Genomic DNA, 22,545 nt, shown 5'->3' with positions numbered 1-22,545 from the left:
CGATGAACCAATGGCTGGTGCGGCAGGCCGCAGTCCGCGACCGCCGCGGCCTGGTCCGCAGCCCGCTCACCCGGGCTGCCGACGATCGCTCCATCGATCTGGCCAGCAACGACTATCTGGGCCTGTCCGCGGATCCGCGCCTCACCGGGGCGGCCGCGGCGGCTGCCTCGCTGTGGGGAACCGGCGCAACCTCCTCGCGCCTGGTGGCCGGAACCACCCGGCTGCATCTGGACCTGGAGCAGGAACTGGCCAGGCTGACGGGCATGGAGGCCGCGCTGGTGTTCTCGTCCGGGTATCTGGCAAACATCGGTGTGATCACGGCACTCGGCGGACCCGGGACCCTGATCATCGCGGACGAACACTGCCACGCCTCGATGATCGACGGGTTCCGGCTCAGCCGCTCCCGCATCGAATCGTTCCCGCACAACGGCGTGGCGGAAGCCCGCCGCCTGCTGGCCGGCCGGTCGGAACCGCGGGCCGTCATCGCCGTCGAATCCCTCTACAGCGTTCTCGGCGATGAAGCACCGCTCGTTGACCTGCTGGCCGTGGCCGAGGAGTACGACGCCGTGCTGCTCATCGACGAGGCCCACAGCCTCGGAATCACCGGCATCGGTGAGTTTCAGGGCCGCGGGTCCGTGGCGGGAACTGTCCTTGCCGGGCATCCGAACGTGATCGTTACGGTGACGCTGTCCAAGGCTTTGGGCAGCCAGGGCGGAGCTGTGCTGGGGTCCGCCCTGCTGCGCGAACACCTCGTCAACCGGGCCCGCAGCTTCATTTTCGACACCGGCCTGGCGCCCGCCTCCGCCGCAGCGGCCCTCGCCGGCGTGCGGATCGTCCGCGACGAACCCTGGCGGGCGGCGTCCGTCCAAGCCAACGCCGCGGCGCTTGCCGCCGGGCTCGCTCCGGCACTCGCAGTCCTCGGCGCCAATGCCGAGCGGACAGCGGGGGCTGTCCAGTCCATCGCGATGCCGTCGGCTGAATCGGCGTTCGCCGCCGCTGAGGCCGCGCATGCTGCCGGCGTCCGGATCGGCTGCTTCCGCCCGCCGTCCGTTCCCGACGGAATTTCGCGGCTGCGGCTCACCGCCCGCGCCACCCTGAAGCCCGAGGAAATCGAAGAGAGCTGCGCAGTGCTGCGCGGTATTTTGGAGGAACTTTCATGAAACTGCCCCCCATCATCCTGGTCACCGGGACGGACACCGGCGTCGGCAAAACCATCACGACGGCCGCGCTCGCCGCCGTCCTCCGCGGAATTGGGCGCAGCGTCGCGGTATACAAGCCGTGCCAGTCAGGTGCTGCGGCCGGCGATTCCGACGCGGCCGAAATTGTCCGGCTCGCCGGCGTCGTGACAGCAGAAGCGGGTGTTGTGCTGCAGGAGCCCCTGGCGCCCGTGGCCGCTGCGGCCGTCGACGGAACCCTGCTCCCCGCGGTGGCGGCGCACGCCCGGCGGGTGCGCGAACTTGCCGGATCCCACGACCACGTCCTGGTGGAGGGCGCCGGCGGCCTGCTGGTGGAGCTGGATTCCGACGGCGGGACCCTCGCTGACCTTGGAACCGTCCTGGCCGGCTCGCTGGCTGGCTCGCTCCTGGCGGCGGCATTTGTGCTCGTCGCCCGGCCGGCCCTCGGCACCCTGAACCACACGGCCCTGACCCTCGAAGCACTGAAGGCGCGGAAGCTGAAGGTGCTGGGCGTCGTCCTGGGAGCCTGGCCGGGCATCCCGGACACCGTGCACCACAGCAACCGGCAGGTGCTCGGGTCGCTGCCGGTGCCCCTTCTCGGAGCCCTCCCCGAGCGGGCCTCGGAACTGTCCCCGGTTGACTTCCGTGCCGGCGCAGCAGCCTGGCTGAACGGCCTGCCCGCATGAACCCGGCGATGACCGCTGTCGGGTCGGCGGGACCCGCAGAGAAGCTGACTGAAAGTCCGGGCGAGGCCCGGTGCCCCTACCTGGTGGTGCGTGAGCCGGACACGGTGCGGGAAGTCCTGCACCGGGCCGCGGACTTCAGTCCCGCCAATGCGCTCGAGGCGGTGACCCCGCTGGAAGGGCCGGCCCTGCGCGTGCTGCAGCGGGTGGGCTTTGCGTTGCCTCCGGTGCTGGCCAGCAATGACACCGGGACGCACGCCGGGATCCGCAAGGTGGTGGCGGGATTCTTCACGCCGGCCACAGTGGCCGGCATGGAGCCGCGGATCCGGGAACTTGCCCGGGAAGCGGCGCACAATGCGGCCGATCAGCTCGACGGGTCCGGCCACGCGGACCTCGTCCAGGCAGTGGCGGCGTTTCCCCCGGCGGTCGTGATGCTCGAACTCCTCGGCCTGCCCGTCCGCGATATTCCGGCACTCAAGCGGTGGGGTCTGGATTCCATGGAACTGTTCTGGGGCTGGCCCGGCAAGGACCGGCAATTGGAACTGGCCCGCAGCGCGGCCGATTTCTACGTCTGGCTGCGCAAGCTCGTGGCAGAATCCCTGGCTGCTCCGGGGCGCAACCTGTTCAAATCACTGGCGGAGCACGGCCTGTCCGGGCCGGAGATGTGTTCGCTCGGCTACTTCCTGCTGATCGCCGGCCAGGAAACAACCACCCAGCTGATCAGCACCGCCCTGTTCCGGCTCTTGGAGGGATCAGCGCCGGTTGGCTGGGATGACGCCGCCACGGAGGCGGGCTCCCGGTCCGTGGTCCGGCACGTGCTCATCACCGAATCATCCGTTCCCACTTGGCGCCGCGTGGCAGCCCTCGAGACGGACCTTGGCGGCATGCCGGTAGGGGCCGGCACCGAGATCCTCCTCGAGCTGAGTGGCAACCAGGTAACGGCTCCAGGACAGGGTCGTTCCTGGCCGCCCGGGCAGGCGGCCGGGAGCGCTGAAAAAGCGGCGTACGGTCTGGTTTTTGGCTCCGGTATCCACCGCTGCCTCGGAGCCAAGCTTGCGGAACTGGAAGCGGCGGTGATCGTCCAGGAAGCGTCTGCTGCGCTGCCCGGGATCCGGTTGCGGGACCACCAGCCCGAGTGGATCAGGCTTCTGTCCTTCCAGGCGCCGCGGACGGTCACCGTGGACCGGCCCCCGCTTTGATCCCGAAAGTCAGCTCCCGATTCACCATGAAAACCATCAAGAGCTGACTTCCGGTCTCGGTCAGTACCGTCCTGATGCGAGTGCGGTGAGCTTCAGGGACGCTTCGGTGGTGCCTCCCGTGGAGTACAGCGAAACGGCCGTGTTCGCCGGATCCGGGAAGATCAAGTCGGTCAGGGCCACCTGCCCGTTCTCGGCGAAGATCTCCACCGAACAGTGGTCGACGAAGATCCGCAGGGCGTACTGCCCATCCACGAGGCGCAGCGGAGCGCTATCCACTGAAGCGAAGGCATCGTGGAAGGCGGTGTCTCCGGAAGCGGTCCGGTCCACGAAGAGCTGGTGGGCGCCGGGCCGGATCCCGATCCGGGTTCCCGTGGATCCGTCGCCGGAGCCGCGGACCACCAGGCCGAACTCGCCTGCTGTTCCGGGCGTGAAGGCGACCTCCAGAAGCTGCACCGCCGTGCCGCCGTCGAGCGTGCGGCTACCGTCCACGCTCAGGAACTGCGCCTGTCCGGCCGTTGAACCGGCGGCGCCTTCATGCACGGGCTGCTGTACCAGCCGCGGCCGACCGTCCGCAGAGGTGAGGGAGATTTCCCGCACCAGGCTCATGGGGCTGCGCCACGGGGCGGTGGGAATGTGGTTCGCATACTGCCAGTTGTTCATCCATCCGATCATGAGCCGGCGTCCGTCCGGGACGTTGCTGAATGACACTGCGGCGTAGTAGTCCCGGCCCCAGTCGAGCCAGTCGTACTCAGCCAGGCGGGCGTCGTCCTGAAGTCCTTCGGTGACTGTCGTTTCGGAGGTGAACCTCACGCCGTTGAACTCCCCCACGAAGTACTGGCCGGCCGATCCCCCGTTGGGGCCGCCGGGATTCATGTTGACGGTGAGGACCCACTTGGTGTTTGCTGCGTCACCGTCCACCGGAAGCGGAAAGAGGTCCGGGCATTCCCAGACGCCTCCGGTGCCGTTCGCCGGACCGAACGTGCTGAGGTAGCTCCAGTTCCTGAGGTCATCGGAACGGTAGAGCAGCACCGCAAAGTCCAGTGCTTCGACGGCGGCCATCACCCAGTAGCTGCCCGCCGGGCCTTCATAGCGGAAGACTTTGGGGTCGCGGAATTCCGGGGAGTTCCTGGTCAGGACCGGGTTTCCGGCGTACTTGGTCCAGGTGTAGCCGCCGTCGGTGCTCCAGGCGATCGACTGGGCCTGCGTGCCCTGGTGGAGGGAGCCGGGTTTGTAGGCGCTCGTGTAAACGGCAACCAGCGGCGCAGTGCCGTCCTCCCCGAAGCCCGAGGTGTTGCCGTGGTCCACCACGATGCTGCCGGAGAAAATCTCTTCCGTTTCGTCGCACAGGATGGCCACCGGCTGTTCCTCCCAGCTCACCAGGTCAGTAGACGTGGCGTGGCCCCAGGACAGGTTGCCGTGGACGTTCCCGAACGGGTTGTTCTGGTAGTACAGGTGGTAAATGCCCTCGTGGAAGACCAGGCCGTTGGGGTCGTTCAGCCAAGTGTCCTTGCTGGCGTAGTGCATCGCCGGCCGATAAGCCTCAAGGGTGGACGTGACGGTGTTCATGGATCGGTATCTCGTTTCGTGGGGGCTGGTCAGGAGTTCTGCTGGAACCGGTCGTAAGCCTGCTGGTAGGCCTCGATCATCGTGTCGACGCCAATGTTCTTCAGCTGGGAGACGTACCCGTCCCACTCGCCGTCGATGCCGCCCGAAACGATCCACTTGGCCGTGTTCTGCTTCACCAGGGCTGCGACGTCCGTCTCGATGGTGCCGATCTGCTGGAGTTCTTCGTTGGAGAGGGGAACGGGCGGGTAGGCGTCGTTGGCTGCGAAGGGCTTGTAGTTGTCCTCAACGGTCTTTTGCCGCTCGGCCGCCCGGGGCTCGGGAGCCACTACCTTCTCGAAGTTTTCGGCCGTGTTGGCTTTGGGCCCGCCCGGCGCCACCTTCTGGCGGCGCTCGCCTTCACTGGTCCCTGCCGGGGCGGGGATCTGGGTCAGCAGTCCCGTGGCTGCGTCCTTCTGCAGGGTTTCGCCGATGGGGCCCCAGTTGGCCTGCGCGGACTGGATGGGGTCGTACAGGTTGTCGGCCCAACGGACGGTTGCGGCCGGGTACTTGTTGGCACGGGTAACGGCGAAGGCGCCGCGCGCGATTTCCTGGTTGTTGGACTGGCTGGCGAGCCGCTTGCCGTCCACACCCTCAAGCACTGGCAGCAGCCCGTAGTTGCCGGCCCGGTCGGCGCCGACCATTTCCTTGATTTCCCACCAGACGAAGGAGCCGAGGTTTTCAGTGCTTGCCTTGCCCTTGGCCAGGTAGGCCTTGTCATCCTGGGAGAAGGACTCCGGGTCGATCAGGCCCTCCTGGTACCACTCGTGCAGGGTCTGGATGGCCTTCTTGTACCCGTCCTGCGTGGCCGTGTAGATGACCTTTCCGTCCTGGACAATGCGGTGGTCCATATTGTCCGGGACACCGCCCAAGGCGGCAATCAGGTCAACGATGTCCCCGCACCAGGATCCGGGCATGAAGCTCAACGGGATTGTCTTGCCGGTGCCGGACGCATCCTGGGTCTTGAAGGCCAGCAGGGCATCGTGTAGCTCATCCACGGTCTTGGGCATGGCGATGCCCAGCTTGTCCAGCCAGGCGGTGTTGATGGCCATCTCGTTGGGGAACTGGACCAGGCCCAGCTCCTCGATGGAGGGCAGGGAGTAGATGTGCCCGTCAGAGGAGGTGATGGCGGCCTTGATGTCCGGCCGGTCTGCGAGGATTTTCGAGAGGTTGGGGGCGTTCTTCTCGAGCAGGCCTTCGAGGGGAATCAGCGTGCCGCTGGCGGAGTAGGTGCCGATTTCCGCATCAGTGAGGCCGCTGTTGAAGAAGGCGTCCGGCAGGTCTCCGCTCGCGAGGATAAGGTTCTTCTTTTCCTTGAACACGGTCTCCGGGAGGTTCTCCCAGTCGACGTGAATGTTGGTGTCCTTCTCCCACTGCTGCACCAGGGACATGGTGTTGTAGTCGGGGGCGAGGGCTGATTTCGTGCCGGAGAACTTGAGGGTCAGCGTGTCCTTGACGATCGGGAGGCCGGTTTCCTGAAAACCGAAGTCGGCGGACGCGTCCTGGATTTCGGCTGTGCCCTTGGAGCTGCCTGAACAGGCGGTGAACAGCATTGTTCCTGCCATTACGGCGCCGAGGACGGCGAGTTTGCGGCTGGTAGCCATGGGTCGTTCCTTTTCTGGGTTGCGGGGAGGAGGGTGGGGTGGTGGCGGAAGCGGTTCCGCCGTCGGGCGTTCTATTAAGGCTGAGCGCTAGCTCTTGACGGCACCGATCATGGTGCCCTTGGTGAAGTGCTTCTGCATGAACGGAAGCGCGATCATCAGCGGAAGGCTGGAGACGACGATCATGGCGTACTTGGTCAGTTCGGCAATTCTCTGCGCCGCCGCGTAGGACTCGATGTCGCCGCCGGTGGTGCCGGCAGAGGAGACATCGGACTGGATGAGGATGTTTCGCAGCACCAGCTGCAGGGGGTATTTGGTGTCGTCGTTAAGGAAGATCAGGGCGTCGAAGAACGAGTTCCAGTGCGCCACCACATGGACCATGATCATCAGCATGATCAGCGGTTTGGACAGTGGCAGAACCATCTTGAAGAAGAAGGTGAAATCGTTGGCGCCGTCCATCTGGGCGGCCTCCCGGAGCTCACCGGGGATAGTGTGCTCGAAGAACGACCTGGCAATAATCAGGTTCCACACGCCCACCGCTCCGGGCAGGACAACCGCCCAGACCGTGTCCAGCATGCCCAGGTCACGGACCACCAGGTACTTGGTGATCAGGCCGCCGTCGAAGAACATCGTGATGACGAACAGCAGCATGAGGATCTTCCGCCCGGGCATGTCCTTGCGGGACAGGGCGTAGGCACCGAAAAGGATGGTGGTCACGCTGATCGCCGAGCCCAGGACGGTGTAGACGATGGTGTTGCCCAGCCCGTTCCAGATCCGGCTGTCCGCGAAGATCCGCTGGTATCCCTCAAGGGTGACGCCGGAGGGGAACAGCCACACCTTGCCTTCATAGACGGCGTTGGGGTCGCTGACGGACGCGATGACGATGAAATACAGCGGGTAGACCACCGCGATGATCGACGCCGTGAGGATGGTGACAGCGGCAACGTTGAAGGCCGAGTCCGCCCACCTGTCGCGGAACGAGAAGGTGCGCTTCGGGGCAGGAGCGGCCTGGGTGGCGGGGGCCGGGGCGGCCAGCGGTTTGGTGTTCAGAGACATAGCGGCATCACCAGAGGGTTGCTTGGTTGGCCCGGCGCGCTACCCAGTTGAAGGTCAGCAGCAACACGAGGTTGAGGACGGAATTGAACAGGCCGATGGCGGCCGAGTAGCTGAACTGCGCCTGCTGCAGGCCCGCATGGTAAACGTACGTCTGGATGATTTCCGACGTCGGCAGGTTCAGGTTGGTCTGCATCAGCAGGGCCTTTTCGAAACCCACGTTGAGAAGGTTGCCGATGGCCAGGATGAACAGGACCGTGATGACCGGCATGATGCCTGGCAGGTCGATGTGGCGGATCCGCTGCAGCTTGGAGGCGCCGTCCACCTTGGCGGCGTCGTGCAGCGCGGGGTCGATCCCTGACAGTGCCGCGAGGTAGACGATCATGGCAAAGCCGGCGTTCTGCCAGACATCCGAGATCACATAGATGGGCCTGAACCACTCGGCGGAACCCATGAAGAAGACGGGCTCGCCTCCTGCGAGCTGGATGGCGTTGTTTACCAGACCCGACCGCGGTGAAAGGAGCACGAACATGATGCCGACCACAACCACCGTCGAGATGAACGCCGGCGAGTACAGGACCGTCTGGGTGAACTTCTTGAACCGCTCGCTTTGCAGCTGGTTGACCAGGAGGGCAAGAATGATGGGAATGGGAAAGGCGACCAGCAGTCCGAGGACGGCGATCCAGAGCGTGTTCCCCACTACCTGGCCGAACTGGTACGAGTTGATGAACCGGACGAAGTGCTGCAGGCCCACCCAGGGGCTTTCGGTGAAACCGTCCACGGGGTTGTAGTTGCGGAAGGCGATCTGCACCCCGTACATAGGCCAGTACTTGAAGACTGCGATGTAGACCAGCGCCGGAACTAGTAATACGTATAACTGCCACGACCTGCCGGCCCTTTTTAGGCGCAGCGAAAGAGGCTTCCTGCTCCTCGGCCCCGGCGGGGACGCCGGCGGCGATGCCGGTGTGCGCCCAGCCAATGTGCGGATCATTGCTTCTCCTTTGGATGTGTCACTGAATTTCGTTCAATCAGCGGGCAGGTCATGAACTCGACCCGCCCGTCGGGCTCGGCGCCCTGCAGTATGAGGTCAACCGCGCGCCGCCCCATTTCCACGAAGGGCAGCTCGAGGGTTGTGAGCCCCGGCCGCAGGTGCTGGGCCAGGGTCTCCTGGTTGTCGAAGCCGATAATGGATACATCACGCGGAATCGAAATATGCAGCTCGGTGGCGGCCTGGTAGGCGCCCCAGGCGGTGCGGTCGTTTGCGCAGAAGATGGCGGTGGGCGGGTCGCCGGCGCTCAGCAGTTCGGTGCCATGCGTGAAACCGTCCAGTTCGTTGCCGCTGCCGAACCGCACCAGTTCCGGCCGGACCGGGAGGCCCGCTTCGGTCATTGCCTTCACGTAGCCGGCGTAACGTCCGACGGCGGCAGGAAGGCCGCTTTCCAGCGTTTCAATGTTGATCATCCCCACCCGCTCATGCCCCGCCTGGAGCAGGCGGCGGGTAGCGGCGTAGCCGCCCAGCTCCTCGTCCGGTGCCACGCTCGGCAGCCGGCGGTCCCTGTCCTGCGAGTTCAGCACCACCGAAGGTACGCCGGCCAGTGCTTTCGGGACTTCAAGGCGGCGGTGATACATGGCTGCATAGACCACTCCTGCGACCTTGTAGGACAGCATGGAATCCAGCGAGGCTGCCTCCAGCGCCTTATCGCCGCCCGTGTTCATGGTGAGCAGGAGAAGCCCGTCCTCCCAGGCCCGTTCCTGGGCGCCCTCGATGATTTTTCCGGCGAAGGGCGTGGTGGCGACGGCGTCACCTACAAAGCCGATGATGCCCGACACTCCCTCGCGCAGGGTTTTGGCGTGGGCGTTGGTCCGGTAACCGAGCTGCTGCACGGCGTCCTTCACCCGCTGCCTCGTGTCCTCGGAAAAGCGGGCACCCGAGGCGGAGTTCAGGACCAGGGACACGGTGGCCTGCGACACGCCAGCCGCGGCCGCCACGTCATGCATCGTGGGGCCTGACGATCGTTTAATGCGGGCCATGGGCACCTCCTCGGGCCTCGGGTTATTCGTATCAGTTATTCGTATAACCGACAGGTGAAACTGTAACCTGCGTTACAGCCCGGCGTCAACAGGGGTGGTCGGTGCATTGCGTTGGGTGGCCTGCGCTTCGCGCGTCTCGCCAGGCCGGCGGGATCAGGACAACTATGCTCTGGACGCTGCTGGCGGGAGGTGCGAATGTGAAGCAATGGGGTGAACGGTGCGGCCCTCAAGCAACGGAGGATGTCATGGATCCGGATGATCTGGTCTTCCATCCCTGGGCTGTGCAGGGGCCGCGCGACGTGCCCACGTTGGTCGGCGGCTCCGGGAGCTACGTCGTCGACGAAAGCGGCAGGCGCTACCTGGATTTCAGCTCGCAGCTGGTGTTCACCAGCCTCGGTCACCAGCATCCGCGCATCGTCGCGGCGATCAAGGCGCAGGCTGACCGTCTGTGCACCCTTGCACCCGGCCACGCCTCGGATATCCGGAGCGAAGCAGCACGGCTGATCGTTGAGGTCGCACCGGAGCGCCTGGGGCACGTGCTGTTCACCACCGGCGGCACGGAGGCCATTGAGCATGCGGTGCGGATGGCGCGTCTTTACACCGGCCGGCCCAAGGTGCTCGCGGCTTACCGCTCCTATCACGGCTCGACGACCACCTCGATTCATCTCACGGGCGATCCGCGCCGCTGGGCCTCCGACACGGGCGCGGCGGGCGCCGTCCACTTCTTTGGTCCTTTCCTGTACAGATCGGCGTTCGGGTCAAGGACTCCCGAGGAAGAGTGCGAGCGCGCATTGGCCCATCTGGAGCAGGTGATCCTCCTGGAAGGCCCTTCGACGATCGCAGGCCTGGTCCTGGAATCGGTCGTCGGCAGTTCGGGTGTTCTTGTGCCGCCGCCCGGCTACCTGCGCGGGGTTCGCGAGCTGTGCGACCGCCACGGCATGGTCTACATCGCCGATGAGGTGATGGTCGGCTTCGGGCGCACGGGAGCATGGTTCGGCGTGGACCACGATGGTGTGGCACCTGACCTCATGGCGTTCGCGAAGGGTGTAAATTCCGGGTACGTTCCACTGGGAGGCGTACTGGTCAGCGACGCGATCTACGAGCTGTTCACCAAACGCCCCTACCCGGCAGGCATGACCTACAGCGGCCACCCCCTTGCCTGCGCGGCAGCCGTCGGCGCCATCAACGCCATGCACGAAGAACACACCATTGCGGCAGCTGCCCGTCTCGGCACTGACATCCTGGGGCCGGCACTGCGGGAGCTTGCGGGGAAGCACGAATCCGTCGGGGACGTGCGCGGCATCGGCGGCCTCTGGAGCCTCGAGCTGGTCCGTAACCGACTGACCAAGGAGCCGCTCGTGCCCGCAGGCGCCACGGCAGCCGGGAACGCGCCGATGGTCGCCGTGGCCAAAGCGTGCAGGGAACGGGGGCTGCTGCCGCTGGTCCTGGGCAACCGCCTCCATGTCGCCCCGCCCCTCAACGTGACCGACTCCGACGCCGCCGCGGGCCTGACCATCCTCGACGAAGCACTCTCTGTGGCCGATACGTATCTATAAAGCCCAGTCGGCGTCGTCGTACGGGCGGCCGCGGAAATGAGCGCGGAGGTACTCCCCCACAACGGCCGCCCCCAGGTCCCCGGCCTCCGGCGTAACAACCCGGCCGTCGATCCGGCGGGCCATGCGCTGGACGAACCGCTCGAGGCCGGGGTCATCGCCGAGCCGGAAGAAGGTGGCCTGCGTACCGGCCCGCCCGAGGCGGTCGAGCTCGGCAACCGTGACCCGGATGGTCTCCGTGTCGGGTGGCCAGGAGAACCAGGATTCGCCGTCGGCCAGCAGGTGCGCGGTGGGTTCGCCGTCGGTCACGACGAGGAGGACAGGCTGCATCGACGGGTGCTGGCGGAAGAAACGGCTGGCCAGCAGTAAGCCGTGATGCAAATTGGTCCCCTGCTCCCGCAGGGCCGGCAGGGCCGTGAGCTCGCCGATGTCCATGGACTGCGCGTAACGGCCGAACGTGATCAGCTGCAGCCGGTCCCCGCGGAACCGCGTTGAGACGAGATGGTGCAGGGCAAGCGCGGTGCGTTTCATCGGCACCCACCGCCCCTCCGCGGCCATCGAGAACGACACATCAGCAAGCAGGACGACGGCGGCCTGGGTGTGCGCCTCGGTCTCGGCCACTTCGATGTCACCCACCCCCAGGCGCACTCCGCGTCCGGGATCACCGCCGTCTGCCATCGTGCGGCGGATCGCGTTTGTCATGGTGCGGGTGACGTCCCACGGTTCGGCGTCGCCGAACTCCCACTGGCGGCTGGAGCCGGTCTGCTCACCGGCGGCGCCCGCGACGCGCGTGTCCCGGCGCCCCTGCCGCCCGGACAGCTGCTTCGCAGTGTCCCGTAACAGTGACCTTCCGAGCCGCCGCATGGCCTGCGGGGACAACCGGAGATCGCCGTCCGCACCGCGCCGCAGGTAGCCGCCGTCCTGCATGGCCCGCTCAATGTCAGCGAGGGTACGTGCGGTGACGGCGGCGTTCTGCCCCAGCTGGCGGGCGAGGGCATCCAGGTCCAGGTCGTCGAGCCGCGAACCGTTATACGACTGCGAGAGCTGTTCAGCCAGCTCGTCGAGCTCGGCCACGTCCTGCAGCACCCCGGTTCCGTCACCCAGCCCGAGTCCTTCCTGGCCTTCGAACCGCTCGGAGCCGGACCAGTCCTCGCCTGGGCGAAGCGCCCTCAGGCTGTCGTCGAGCTGATTGAGCTGGGCCATCAGCTCGGGTGAGCCGAACGCCTCGGCGGACAGCCGCATCAGCTCATCGCGCTGCTCGGGGGACATGGATTGCAGGAGCCGCTGGGCTGCGGCCGCGCGCTTGGCGAGGGCGTCCACCAGCTCCTCGACTGATTGCGGATTCTCCGGGAAGAAGCTGCCGTGCTTGGCCATGAACTCCTGGAAATCGGCGTCGGTGTCTTCACCGCGCCGGTGCTTGCCGAGCAGCTCGTTGAGGTCGCGCAGCATCTCGCTCACGGCCGCGCGGTCCTCGTCGGTGGCGTTCTCCAGCGCCTGCTTCATGCCGGCAAACCGCTGGTCAAGGACTTCGCGGCCCAGCAGGTCCTTGATCCGCTCGTAGGCTTCCCGGGCGGTGCTCGACTGCCAGTCATAGGAGGCCAGTTCGTTGACCGCCGCTGCCGTGGATTTGGGCAGGTTCTGCAGCTGCAGCTCCCGGAAGGCGCGGTCGGTGTTGTCCATCATGGCGTCGCGGGCCAGCTGCTTGCGCTCCTCCAGCACCGCAGTGTCCAGCAGCTTCCGGACTTCGTTGAGGGTGCCGTCCAGCCGGTGGCGGCCCAGCAGTTCACTCCGGCGCTGCTGAACGCGCCTGGACAGGTCGTCGAGCCCTTCGCGGTCCCGGCCGCCGCGCCGCAGGAACTCCTGCAGGGCATGCCGGGGCGAGTACCCTGCCATGACGTCCTCGGCGATCGCGTCCAGCGCCTCTGCCAGGTCGACCGGCGGTGCGAGCGGGTCCGGCCCTCCGGCGTACCGGCCGTATCTGGACCGGTTGTGAACGCTCATGATGCCTCCTGTACCGAGCCGAAACTGTAGTTAGCCGTAGACCGTTTCCTCGTCGTCGGACTCCTTGGAGATCCGCCGGGCGAGGTAAAGCCCTTCCAATGCAAGTTCGACGGCGGCGGCGCGCTGTCCGTCGTTTTTCGCGCCAAGGCGCTCACTGATTTTGTCGTAGAGAGTGGATCCGTTGAGGGGCGGGAGATTCTCGAGGAACTCCCGTGCCGTGACCTGTTCCCCGGTGGTCACGGTCGTGTGGCCGTCGAGTGCCGCGACGAGTGGGCCCATGTCGATGCCGTGGAAGTGCGCCCGCACGGCTTCGGCGGTGGCTGTGCGCAGGAGGTGGTCGAGGATGCCCTGCTCGCGTCCTTCCTCACCTGACTCGAACTCGATCTTCCCTGTGAGGACTTCGGCTGCGGGCTCCGGGTCGATGATCCGCGCCACGGCCTCGTCCTCGCCGCGTATGCTTGCCCGGCGCAGGGCCGCCGCGGCGACGGTTTCGGCGCCCGCGATGGCGAACCGTGCGGAGACCCCGGAGGTCTGGTTGATGGCCGGGGACTGCCGCAGCGCCCGTGTGTAGCGGGCCAGGATCTCGAGGATGACGGGCGGGACGTCGGCCACCAGCTTCCCCTCCTGCCGGATGACGGACACCTCGTCTTCAAGTTCGATCGGGTAGTGCGTACGGATCTCCGCGCCGAAGCGGTCTTTCAGGGGCGTGATGATCCGGCCGCGGTTCGTGTAGTCCTCCGGGTTGGCGGACGCGACGACGAGCACATCAAGCGGCAGCCGCAGCACGTAGCCGCGGATCTGGATATCGCGTTCCTCCATCACGTTGAGCATCGCCACCTGGATCCGCTCTGCGAGATCGGGCAGCTCGTTGATGGCGATGATCCCCCGGTTGGAGCGCGGGACGAGGCCGTAGTGGATGGTTTCGGGGTCCCCGAGCCGGCGGCCCTCGGCCACGCGCATGGGGTCGACGTCGCCGATAAGGTCGGCAACAGAGGTGTCCGGCGTCGCGAGCTTTTCGACGTAGCGTTCCGTGCGGTGGCGCCAGGCCACGCGCATCCGGTCCCCTTCGGTGAGGGCGCGGGCGCGGGACTGCTCGGTGATTGGTTCGTACGGGTGCTCGTTGAGCTCCGATTCCTCGATCACCGGCGACCACTCGTCCAGCAGCCCGGCCAGGGTGCGGAGCAGCCGGGTCTTGCCCTGCCCCCGTTCGCCGAGCAGGACGACGTCGTGCCCGGCGATCAAGGCACGCTCGAGCTGCGGCAGGACGGTCCGGCTGAACCCGAACATTCCGGGCCAGGGATCGCGGCCGCCGGCGAGCGCGGCGAGCAGGTTATCGCGGATTTCGTGGCGCAGGTCCTTGTGGACGTGGCCGGCCGCACGCAGTTCTCCAACGGTGAAGATATCGGGACGATCACTCACCCCTCTACGGTAGTCCTCGAACGTGCGGCGAATCGAGGAAATCCCCAAGATTCCCCCGCCCGGGCTGCTGCAACAGAGCCGCTACGCTTGATTCTGATGACTGCACCAACAGCGCCGGCACCCCGGAGACCGGAGAGCACCCTCCTCCTTCTGGTGCGCCACGGGGAAACTCCCACCACGGGCGCGGTGCTGCCCGGGCGGGCACCGGGACTGCATCTGTCCGACCGGGGCCGGGCCCAGGCCGAACGGGTCGCGGAACGGCTTCTGGGCCTTACGGTCGACGCCGTCTACTCCTCACCACTGGAGCGCACCCGGGAGACTGCAGAGCCCGCCGCAACCTCCGCCGGGCTCGGGGTGAACGAAAACGCCGGCCTGATCGAGTGCGACTTCGGCGAGTGGACCGGCGCCGCGCTCGCGGAACTGGTGAGCCTTCCGGAGTGGCAGACCGTGCAACACACGCCGTCAGCCTTCCGCTTCCCGAACGGGGAAAGCTTCGCCCAGATGCAGGCGCGGATGGTCGGAACGCTCGAGGCAGTGTGTGCGGCCCACGCCGGAGGCGTGGTTGCGTGCTTTTCGCACGCCGACCCGATCAAGGCCGCCGTCGCCCACGCCCTGGGCACTCATCTGGACCTCTTCCAGCGGATTGTCATTAGCCCCGGGTCGGTTTCGGCCATCTCGTATGTGGAGGGTCAGGCGCCCGCCGTGCTCATGGTGAATTCGACGTCGGAACCCCTGAGTCGGCTGAGGGCCTCGTGAAGAGGGCGCCGTGACGAGAGGCAGACGGTGTCCGGGCGGGAGCTGACGCTGCTCACCGAGGGCCGTGTCGAGCTGCTCGGACGCATCCCGCGCGGCAGCAATGCGACGCTCCTCGCCCAGGTCTCCTGCGGCGACGAGGCAGCGTGGGCGGTGTACAAGCCGGAGGCCGGGGAACGGCCGCTCTACGATTTCGAGCCGGGGCTGTACCGTCGGGAACGCGCTGCCTACCTGCTGAGTGAGTACCTGGAGTGGGGAATCGTGCCGCCCACCGTGATCCGCGCTGAAGCTCCCTTGGGGATCGGATCGTTGCAGTGGTTCGTTGCAGGCGACCAGCATGAGCACTACTTCACCCTCTACGCAGACTCACCCGAGACCCACCGCATCCTGCTGCAGATCGCCCTGTTCGATTGCGTCACCAACAACACGGACCGCAAGAGCGGACACGTCCTGCGCGGCGACGACGGACGGGTATGGGGCATCGACCACGGGTTGTGCTTCTCGGCGGGCTTCAAACTCCGCACCGTGATCTGGGACTTCGCGGGCGAACCCATCCCCGGTGCGCTGCTCGAGGACATCACCCCGCTCGCGGAGGCCGTGCCGCCCGCGGTGGCCGGGCTCCTCGACGACGCGGAGGTGACCGCCCTGAAGCGGCGGGTGCGGCGCCTGCTGCAGGAAGGGGTGCTGCCTGTTGACCCGACCGGCATGCGTTACCCGTGGCCGCTCGTGTAGGTGCCGGGCCGTGACTCCGGACCCGCAGTAGCTGATCCTTGGTGGCCCTACCCCTGGCGGCTGCTTGCCCGCACAACGAGTTCGGGTGTGAACACGATCTGTTGGTGTCCGTGCCCGCCCGGGTTCTCGATCTCATCGAACAGCAACTGGGCGGCCCGCTCCCCTATCAGCTGCCGCGGCTGCCGTATTGAGGACAGCGGAATGCTTGATTGCGAAGCGAAGTCGATGTCGTCAAACCCGATAAGGGCAATCTCGTCAGGTACCCGTATTCCCTTGGCCGTAAAGGATTGGAGGAGGCCCAGCGCGAGCTGGTCATTTGCGGCAAAAACAGCATCGGGGCGTCTGGACTGGCGAAGATCGCCGATGATGTCGCCAATCTGCCGCCCGCGTTCAAATTTCAGGTTCGGGGTTTCAAACACCTGTAAAGCGACACCGGCGGCTTCCGCGGCCGCAAGGGCGCCGGCGTGGCGGTCGGCCACCTGCTGGAGCGTGAAGGGACCCCCCACGAAGGCCGGCCGCTCGGCTCCGCTAGCGATGAGATGTTCCATGGCTGTCCTGCCCCCGGCTTCATCATCGACGGACACGGAGCAGAAATCTTCGGAACCCGCCAACCGGTCCACCAGCACCGACGGTATGCCCCGCGCACGCATCGCCTCCAATCGCTGGAGAACATCTCCAAAAGGAGTAATCAGGATGCCCTGTACACGCTGTTCCTCGAACAAATCCAGGTAGGTCTGCTCCCTTCGCGCGTCCTCACTGCTGTTGGCCAGAATGAACGAGTACTTGTGGTCCTCCGCAACATCCTCGGCGCCCAGGGCAACATCGGTGAAAAACGGATTGCGCACATCCAGAACCAGCATTCCCAGGCTTCGGCTCGAGCCCGAGCGGAGGGACCTTGCAGACTCGTTGCGAACGAAACCCAATTGGGCGATGGCCGCCTGAACGCGCTTCCTCTTGTCCGGCGTGACCTGATCGGGACGGTTCAGCACATTCGAAACCGTTCCCACCGAGACCTGCGCCAGCGCTGCAACGTCTTTCACGCTCGGCCCCGTCGACATCGGCAAACTCCTTTATGAATCGAATCATTCTGCGCACCATAGTAAGCACGGGCAATCGCTTTCCCGATAGAGCCGCCGAAAATCGCTGCCGATTCCCCTGATGTCCGGACTCTTGACAGGCGCACGAGAGGTGCCCTAGCGTGTGAGGAGATTCACAGATGAATCGATTCATAAAAAGGAGTAAGGCTATGGACGACACCTACGACGTCGACCTCCAAAGCAGCCCGAAAACCGCAGCCCCCGGGGTCCCCGTGCTGGAGCTGCGCGATATCCATAAGTCATTCGGCGCCGTTAAGGCGCTGCAGGGCGCAAATCTCAGCCTTCACAAGGGACAGGTCACGGCGCTGGTCGGCGAGAACGGCGCCGGCAAGTCAACCATGGTCAAGACACTCGCCGGCCTTCATCAGCAGGACCGCGGACAGGTCTTCCTGGACGGTGAAGAGGTGTCCTTCCGCGACCCGCTCCATTCCCGTGAGGCCGGAATTGCAGTGATCTACCAGGAACCGACAATGTTTCCCGATCTAACGGTCGCCGAAAACATCTTCATGGGCCGTCAGCCTGTCCGGTCTCTTCGGCGCATCGACCGGAAAGCAATGCACCAGCAGGCCCTTGAGCTGTTCCGCCAGCTCGGCGTCAAAATCGATCCCGACCGGGCCGCACAGGGTTTGTCCATCGCTGACCAGCAGGTCGTGGAAATCGCCAAGGCCATCAGCCTCAATGCCCGGGTCCTGATCATGGACGAGCCGACGGCGGCGCTCAGCGGAGTGGAGGTGGACCGACTCTTTGCCGTGACGCGCACCCTGCAGGAACGAGGGGCGGCGGTTCTCTTCATTTCGCACCGGTTCGAAGAGGTCTTCGCGCTGGCGGACTGGATCACCGTAATGCGCGACGGCGCCCACGTGGCAACCTCTCCGGCGGCTGAGCTTGCCGTCGACGAGGTCATCAGGCAAATGGTCGGGCGCGACGTCGCATCACTGTTCCCCAAACAGGAAACCGTCATCGGCGACGTCGCCCTTGAGGTCAGGGGGCTCAGCCGGAAGGGCGTGTTCTCCGACATCTCCTTCAACGTCAAGGCCGGCGAGATCGTGGGGCTGAGTGGCCTCGTCGGCGCCGGGCGATCTGAGGTTGCCCGCGCCATCTTCGGCATCGACAAATACGATTCCGGCGAAATCCTGGTCCGCAACCAGAACCTGAAACCGCTCTCCCCGCGCGACTCCATGGCGGCCGGCCTGGGCTTCGTTCCCGAAGACCGGCGCAAGCAGGGCTTGGTCATGGAACTGAACGTCAGCCGCAACCTGACCCTGACGCTGCGCAAGAAACTCAGCCGGTTCGGGCTCCTAACCAACCAGGCCGAGGCCCAGTCCACCAAGGAATGGGCCAGGAAACTGCAGATCAAGGCAGGAGCGCCCACTTCCCCGATCTCGACGCTCTCGGGCGGCAACCAGCAGAAGGTGGTGCTCGGAAAATGGCTCGCCACCGGGCCCAGGATCCTGATCATCGACGAGCCCACCCGCGGCATCGATGTCGGCACCAAATCCGAGGTGCACAGACTCATCTCGGAGCTCGCCGGCACAGGTCTGGCAGTCCTGATGATCTCCTCCGAACTTCCGGAAATCCTGGGCATGTCCGACCGCGTGCTGGTCATGCACGAAGGAATGATTACCGCGGAGCTGAGCCGCAGCGAAGCGACAGAGGAAACGGTGATGACTGCTGCCACCGGAGCTGAGTCATCCGGCAAGGAGACACCCGCGTGACAACACTAGCCCTGAACCGCCAGCCCTCGATGGCGTGGCTTGGAACGCTGACCCGCTCCCGGGAGTTCAGCGTGTTCCTGGCCCTTGCGATCCTTATCGCCGCAACAGTGGCGGCCAATCCGCGGTTCCTCAGCGCACAAAGCACCAAGGACCTGCTCCTCAATTCCTCGATCCTTGTCATCCTCGCCGTTGGGCAGGCCATCGTGATCGTCACCAAGAACGTCGACCTTTCCGTCGGCTCTGTTCTGGGGCTGACTGCCTTCGCGACCGGCAAGATCTTCGTCGTACTGCCTGACCTTCCAGTCATCGCCATGCTGGCCATAGGCATCGGCCTTGGAGCCCTCCTCGGAGCAGTCAACGGCGCCCTGATCGCGGTGGCTAAGGTGCCGTCCCTGGTCGTCACGCTCGGAACCCTGTACATCTTCCGCGGCGTCGATTTCGCCTGGGCACAGGGCCAGCAGATCAGCCCGTCCAACCTGCCCGAGGCCTTCCTGGCCCTCGGCAGCGGCGCCGTGCTCGGCCTGCCCTACCTGGCCCTTATTGCCCTCGTTGTCGTCATCGCCTTCGGACTCTACCTGCGGAACTATCGGTCAGGACGCGAGTTCTACGCCATCGGCTCAGATGTTATGGCAGCACGGCTGTACGGAATCGGCGTCGGCCGGAAAGTCTTCGCCGCCTTCGCCATCTCCGGAGCCCTGGCCGGACTAGCCGGCGTCATCTATGCGGCAAAGTACGGCAACCTCGACGCCACGGCAGGCCAAGGCCTTGAGCTCAACGTCGTCGCAGCGGCCGTCGTCGGAGGCGTAGCCATCGCGGGCGGCGTTGGCACCGTCTACGGGGCGGCGATTGGTGCCGTCCTCCTGACGACCATCACCTCGGCACTGCCGGTTCTGGGAGTCTCACCGTTCTGGCAGCGAGCTATGATCGGCGCCCTCATCCTGGCGTCCATCGCCCTCGACCGATACCTGGCTCTGCGCACCGAGCGCCGCCTGAGAGGACACGACAAACATGCTGGCTGAAAGCACACGGCCCGTCCCCGTCCGTGAAGCAGCCCCCCGCCTCGGCTTCCTCCGCAGCTGGGACACCGCGATCATCATCGCCGTCCTCCTCAGCATCGCGGTCGCGGCAGCAACGGTGGCAGGGTTCGCCTCCCCCCGCAACGCCGGCTTCCTCCTTATCGACCTGATCCCCATCCTCCTGCTCGCCTTACCCATGACGCTGATCATCCTCACCGGGGAGATTGACCTGTCGGTGGCCAGCATCGCAGGATTTGTCAGCTGCGTCTTCGGTGCACTGTGGAATGCAGGGTTGTCGCTGGAAGTCATCGTCCCCCTGTGCCTCGTCCTGGGAGCCATCTCAGGTGCGGTGAACGGCCTCCTGGTTTCCGTGCTGGGGCTGCCCTCCCTCGCAGTCACGATTGGAACCCTGGCACTGTACCGCGGGCTGGCATTCGTCGTCCTGGGCGATCAAGCTGTCACCAGCTTCCCCCGGGCCATCACCAGCGGCCTGCAGGCCAAAATCGGAGCGACAGGCATACCGGTCTGGATCATCCCGGTAATAATCCTCGCCATCATCTTCGGAATCATCCTCCACTTCACCGGATTCGGCCGGTCACTGTTTGCCATCGGCTACAGCGAAGAGGCGGCCCGCTTCGCCGGCATCCGGGTGGCGCAAACCAAGTTCTGGCTCTTCCTCGTCTCCGGCGCAGTAGCCGCGCTGGTGGGCATCTGGTGGACCCTGCGCTACGGCAGCGCCCGCGGTGACAACGCCACGGGCCTGGAGCTGTCCGTCATCGCAGCCGTTCTCCTCGGCGGTGTCTCCATCTTTGGCGGCAAGGGCAACCTTCCCGGCGTCATCGCCGGCGTCGCGCTGCTCGCCATACTCCGGAACGCGCTCCAGCTGGCCAGCGTCCCCGAAGACACGCTGTCCATGCTGACTGGAGGCCTCCTGATTCTGGCGGTTGTGGCCCCCAACGCAATCACCTGGGCCCGCACGCTTTCCCGGCACCCCCGCATCACCTGAGACCACCCCACCACCCACAACAACAACGACGTTCAGTTGAAAGGCAAACCAATGAAACTCAGTTCCAAGTCCGGAACGCGCAAGGCCGCCCCGGTTTTCGTCACCCTCGTCACCGGGCTGTCTTTGGCACTCACAGCGTGCGGCGGCACGACCGTCAATTCAGGATCCAGCGGCGGCGGCGAGAACACCGCGTCGGCGTCGGCGAACCCGGATGCGCCGCTGAAGGAAGGCCTGAAGGTCGCCTTCCTTCCGAAGCAGCTGAACAACTCCTACTTCACGGTCACAGACCGTGGTGGCAAGACTGCCGTATCTGAGTTCAAGGGCACCTTCTCCGAGGTCGGGCCGTCCGAGGCCAGCGCCTCGAGCCAGGTCAGCTACATCAACACGCTCACCCAGCAGGGAGCGGATATCATCGCAACCTCCGCCAACGACCCCAAGGCCATCTGCTCCGCCTTGGACGAGGCACGCAACGGCGGGGCCAAGGTTGTGACCTTCGATTCCGACACCGACCCGGAATGCCGCGACATCTATGTCAACCAGGCAACGGCAGAAGGCATCGCCTCAACCCAGGTGAAGCTCATCTCCGAAGCCATCGGAGCCGACGGCGGCGACATCGCCATCCTGTCCGCCACTGCCAACGCGACGAACCAGAACGCCTGGATCGAGCTGATGAAGAAGGAACTCGAAAAGCCGGAGTACTCCAAGCTGAAGCTGGTGGCCACGGTTTACGGTGATGACAACGCCCAGAAGTCCCAGCAGGAAGTCCAGGCGCTGCTGCAGCAGCACCCCACCCTCAAGGGAATCATCTCCCCCACCACAGTGGGTGTAGCCGCCGCAGCACAGTACCTCTCCGGATCCGAATACAAGGGCAAGGTCCAGCTCACCGGGCTCGGCTTCCCCAGCCACCTCAAGGAGTTCGTCAAGAACGGCACCATGAAGTCCTTCGCCCTGTGGGACGTCGAAAAGCTTGGCTACCTCACCGCCTACGCCGGTGCAGCCCTCGCTTCCGGCCAGATCACTGGCGCTGAAGGAGAAAAGTTCAAGGCCGGCGACATGGGCGAATTCGAAGTGGGAGCCAACGGGGTTGTCCTGCTCGGAGATCCCACGGTCTTCACCGCAGAGAACGTTGATCAGTTCAACTTCTAACTGATTGCTGGTCCGTGTGGTGACAGGAATGCATCCCGGACCAGCAACCAGGCTTCACTCAATAATCCACAAGATGGTCACGCTGGCGTGTTTCCGCTCGTCAGTCCACTCGGAGCTGCTCGAGAAAGAAAGATCATGAACAACACAGCATCGGCCTTGGCCCGGCTTTCGGAGCTTGCGATTGAGGTCCCTTCGTGGGCGTATGGAAATTCGGGGACGCGGTTCCGGGTGTTTGGCACTCCGGGGACGCCGCGGACGGTGCAGGAGAAGCTGGCGGACGCGGCGAAGGTGCACGAGCTGACGGGTCTGGCGCCGACGGTGGCGCTGCATATTCCGTGGGACAAGGTCGATGACTACGCCGCGTTGCGGGAGTACGCGGCGGGGTTGGGCGTGGGGTTGGGGACGGTTAATTCGAACACGTTCCAGGATGATGAGTACAAGTTCGGGTCCCTGACGTCCTCGGATGAGGCGGTGCGGCGCCGGGCGGTTGAGCATCATTTGGAGTGCATCGGGATCATGGATGCCACGGGGTCGAGGGATTTGAAGATCTGGCTCGCGGACGGCACGAATTACCCGGGCCAGGATGACATGCGCGGCCGGCAGGACCGGCTGGCGGAGTCGCTGCGGGAGATTTACGCGGCCCTGGGCGAGGACCAGCGCCTGGTGCTGGAGTACAAGTTCTTCGAACCGACCTTCTATCACACGGACGTGCCGGACTGGGGCACTTCCTATGCGCAGACCCTGGCCCTGGGCGAGAAGGCAT

At 65.4% G+C, this 22,545-nt stretch carries 18 protein-coding genes and 1 pseudogene; 11 read left to right on the top strand and 8 right to left on the bottom strand.

Annotated features, from left to right (window positions below):
• The first annotated feature begins 2 nt into the window (after positions 1–2).
• The 3 genes from J7I92_RS18030 to J7I92_RS18020 are packed head-to-tail and all read left to right on the top strand — an operon-like array spanning position 3 to position 3,057.
• Positions 3–1,160 carry an 8-amino-7-oxononanoate synthase gene (locus J7I92_RS18030; protein WP_214842932.1) on the top strand — a complete coding sequence of 386 codons (1,158 nt, stop codon included), beginning with the start codon at positions 3–5 and terminating at the stop codon, positions 1,158–1,160.
• The gene (bioD, locus tag J7I92_RS18025; RefSeq protein ID WP_214842770.1) at positions 1,157–1,861 is read left to right on the top strand and encodes a dethiobiotin synthase; all 705 of its coding nucleotides are present in this window, start codon (positions 1,157–1,159) and stop codon (positions 1,859–1,861) included. The genes J7I92_RS18030 and bioD overlap by 4 nt, the downstream gene beginning before the upstream one ends.
• 8 nt (positions 1,862–1,869) lie before the next feature.
• Positions 1,870–3,057 (top strand): cytochrome P450, encoded by a 1,188-nt coding sequence (locus J7I92_RS18020; RefSeq protein ID WP_214842768.1) that lies wholly within the window; start codon positions 1,870–1,872, stop codon positions 3,055–3,057.
• Between the two features lie 60 nt (positions 3,058–3,117).
• Here the strand turns inward: J7I92_RS18020 and J7I92_RS18015 are convergent, their stop codons facing one another.
• From J7I92_RS18015 to J7I92_RS17995, 5 genes are all read right to left on the bottom strand, one after another.
• Positions 3,118–4,623 (bottom strand): glycoside hydrolase family 32 protein, encoded by a 1,506-nt coding sequence (locus J7I92_RS18015; RefSeq protein WP_214842766.1) that lies wholly within the window; start codon positions 4,621–4,623, stop codon positions 3,118–3,120.
• Positions 4,624–4,652: 29 nt separating this feature from the next.
• Complete coding sequence (locus J7I92_RS18010; RefSeq protein ID WP_214842764.1) at positions 4,653–6,263, bottom strand: ABC transporter substrate-binding protein; 1,611 nt, start codon at positions 6,261–6,263, stop codon at positions 4,653–4,655.
• A gap of 87 nt (positions 6,264–6,350) precedes the next feature.
• A complete protein-coding gene (locus J7I92_RS18005) occupies positions 6,351–7,316 on the bottom strand; it encodes a carbohydrate ABC transporter permease (protein ID WP_214842762.1) in 966 nt (321 codons plus the stop codon).
• Between the two features lie 7 nt (positions 7,317–7,323).
• Complete coding sequence (locus tag J7I92_RS18000; protein ID WP_251040117.1) at positions 7,324–8,133, bottom strand: sugar ABC transporter permease; 810 nt, start codon at positions 8,131–8,133, stop codon at positions 7,324–7,326.
• Between the two features lie 167 nt (positions 8,134–8,300).
• On the bottom strand, positions 8,301–9,344 hold the full coding sequence (locus tag J7I92_RS17995; RefSeq protein WP_251040116.1) for a LacI family DNA-binding transcriptional regulator: 1,044 nt from the start codon (positions 9,342–9,344) through the stop codon (positions 8,301–8,303).
• 245 nt (positions 9,345–9,589) lie between these two features.
• On the opposite strand from J7I92_RS17995, the gene J7I92_RS17990 reads away from it, so the two are divergent.
• Positions 9,590–10,900: an aspartate aminotransferase family protein gene (locus J7I92_RS17990; RefSeq protein WP_214842758.1), complete on the top strand. Its 1,311-nt coding sequence runs from the start codon at positions 9,590–9,592 to the stop codon at positions 10,898–10,900.
• On the opposite strand, the gene J7I92_RS17985 is transcribed toward J7I92_RS17990, so the two are convergent.
• Both J7I92_RS17985 and J7I92_RS17980 read right to left on the bottom strand, forming a co-directional pair.
• Positions 10,895–12,898, bottom strand: coding sequence for a VWA domain-containing protein (locus J7I92_RS17985; RefSeq protein WP_214842756.1), 2,004 nt, complete (start codon positions 12,896–12,898; stop codon positions 10,895–10,897). The genes J7I92_RS17990 and J7I92_RS17985 overlap by 6 nt on opposite strands.
• 30 nt (positions 12,899–12,928) lie before the next feature.
• The gene (locus J7I92_RS17980) at positions 12,929–14,317 is read right to left on the bottom strand and encodes an ATP-binding protein (protein WP_214842754.1); all 1,389 of its coding nucleotides are present in this window, start codon (positions 14,315–14,317) and stop codon (positions 12,929–12,931) included.
• Between the two features lie 96 nt (positions 14,318–14,413).
• Here J7I92_RS17980 and J7I92_RS17975 point away from each other — a divergent pair, with 96 nt between their 5' ends.
• Both J7I92_RS17975 and J7I92_RS17970 read left to right on the top strand, forming a co-directional pair.
• The gene (locus J7I92_RS17975; protein ID WP_214842753.1) at positions 14,414–15,073 is read left to right on the top strand and encodes an MSMEG_4193 family putative phosphomutase; all 660 of its coding nucleotides are present in this window, start codon (positions 14,414–14,416) and stop codon (positions 15,071–15,073) included.
• Between the two features lie 27 nt (positions 15,074–15,100).
• Positions 15,101–15,802 (top strand): SCO1664 family protein, encoded by a 702-nt coding sequence (locus tag J7I92_RS17970; protein WP_214842750.1) that lies wholly within the window; start codon positions 15,101–15,103, stop codon positions 15,800–15,802.
• Positions 15,803–15,849: 47 nt separating this feature from the next.
• Here J7I92_RS17970 and J7I92_RS17965 read toward each other — a convergent pair whose 3' ends face one another.
• Entirely contained in the window at positions 15,850–16,860 is a 1,011-nt protein-coding gene (locus tag J7I92_RS17965) for a LacI family DNA-binding transcriptional regulator (RefSeq protein WP_214842748.1), read from the bottom strand.
• Positions 16,861–17,048: 188 nt separating this feature from the next.
• Here J7I92_RS17965 and J7I92_RS17960 point away from each other — a divergent pair, with 188 nt between their 5' ends.
• From J7I92_RS17960 to J7I92_RS17940, 5 genes and pseudogenes are all read left to right on the top strand, one after another.
• Positions 17,049–18,614, top strand: coding sequence for a sugar ABC transporter ATP-binding protein (locus J7I92_RS17960; protein WP_214842746.1), 1,566 nt, complete (start codon positions 17,049–17,051; stop codon positions 18,612–18,614).
• Positions 18,611–19,633 (top strand): ABC transporter permease, encoded by a 1,023-nt coding sequence (locus J7I92_RS17955; RefSeq protein ID WP_214842744.1) that lies wholly within the window; start codon positions 18,611–18,613, stop codon positions 19,631–19,633. Before J7I92_RS17960 ends, J7I92_RS17955 begins: the two co-directional genes overlap by 4 nt.
• The gene (locus J7I92_RS17950) at positions 19,623–20,636 is read left to right on the top strand and encodes an ABC transporter permease (RefSeq protein ID WP_214842743.1); all 1,014 of its coding nucleotides are present in this window, start codon (positions 19,623–19,625) and stop codon (positions 20,634–20,636) included. The genes J7I92_RS17955 and J7I92_RS17950 overlap by 11 nt, the downstream gene beginning before the upstream one ends.
• Positions 20,637–20,687: 51 nt before the next feature.
• Positions 20,688–21,782, top strand: a complete 1,095-nt coding sequence (gene rhaS, locus J7I92_RS17945) for a rhamnose ABC transporter substrate-binding protein (protein ID WP_214842741.1) — start codon at positions 20,688–20,690, stop codon at positions 21,780–21,782.
• Positions 21,783–21,917: 135 nt separating this feature from the next.
• Positions 21,918–22,545: pseudogene (locus tag J7I92_RS17940) on the top strand (rhamnose isomerase); the annotation flags it as partial.

The organism is Arthrobacter sp. ISL-72 (assembly GCF_018613755.1).
Lineage (GTDB): Bacteria > Actinomycetota > Actinomycetes > Actinomycetales > Micrococcaceae > Arthrobacter.
The sequence above is the reverse complement of the archived record's forward strand: the minus strand, read 5'-3'. Positions and strand labels throughout refer to the sequence as shown.

Bases quoted from the DNA above. Each gene is read 5' to 3' on its own strand.
- J7I92_RS17965 (WP_214842748.1), bottom strand. From the start codon at position 16,860: ATGTCGACGGGGCCGAGCGTGAAAGACGTTGCAGCGCTGGCGCAGGTC.
- J7I92_RS18005 (WP_214842762.1), bottom strand. From the start codon at position 7,316: ATGTCTCTGAACACCAAACCGCTGGCCGCCCCGGCCCCCGCCACCCAG.
- J7I92_RS17975 (WP_214842753.1), top strand. From the start codon at position 14,414: ATGACTGCACCAACAGCGCCGGCACCCCGGAGACCGGAGAGCACCCTC.
- J7I92_RS18020 (WP_214842768.1), top strand. From the start codon at position 1,870: ATGACCGCTGTCGGGTCGGCGGGACCCGCAGAGAAGCTGACTGAAAGT.
- J7I92_RS18030 (WP_214842932.1), top strand. From the start codon at position 3: ATGAACCAATGGCTGGTGCGGCAGGCCGCAGTCCGCGACCGCCGCGGC.
- J7I92_RS18015 (WP_214842766.1), bottom strand. From the start codon at position 4,623: ATGAACACCGTCACGTCCACCCTTGAGGCTTATCGGCCGGCGATGCAC.
- rhaS (WP_214842741.1), top strand. From the start codon at position 20,688: ATGAAACTCAGTTCCAAGTCCGGAACGCGCAAGGCCGCCCCGGTTTTC.
- J7I92_RS17950 (WP_214842743.1), top strand. From the start codon at position 19,623: ATGCTGGCTGAAAGCACACGGCCCGTCCCCGTCCGTGAAGCAGCCCCC.
- J7I92_RS17985 (WP_214842756.1), bottom strand. From the start codon at position 12,898: ATGAGCGTTCACAACCGGTCCAGATACGGCCGGTACGCCGGAGGGCCG.
- J7I92_RS18000 (WP_251040117.1), bottom strand. From the start codon at position 8,133: ATGTACGGGGTGCAGATCGCCTTCCGCAACTACAACCCCGTGGACGGT.
- bioD (WP_214842770.1), top strand. From the start codon at position 1,157: ATGAAACTGCCCCCCATCATCCTGGTCACCGGGACGGACACCGGCGTC.
- J7I92_RS17990 (WP_214842758.1), top strand. From the start codon at position 9,590: ATGGATCCGGATGATCTGGTCTTCCATCCCTGGGCTGTGCAGGGGCCG.
- J7I92_RS17960 (WP_214842746.1), top strand. From the start codon at position 17,049: ATGGACGACACCTACGACGTCGACCTCCAAAGCAGCCCGAAAACCGCA.
- J7I92_RS18010 (WP_214842764.1), bottom strand. From the start codon at position 6,263: ATGGCTACCAGCCGCAAACTCGCCGTCCTCGGCGCCGTAATGGCAGGA.
- J7I92_RS17995 (WP_251040116.1), bottom strand. From the start codon at position 9,344: ATGGCCCGCATTAAACGATCGTCAGGCCCCACGATGCATGACGTGGCG.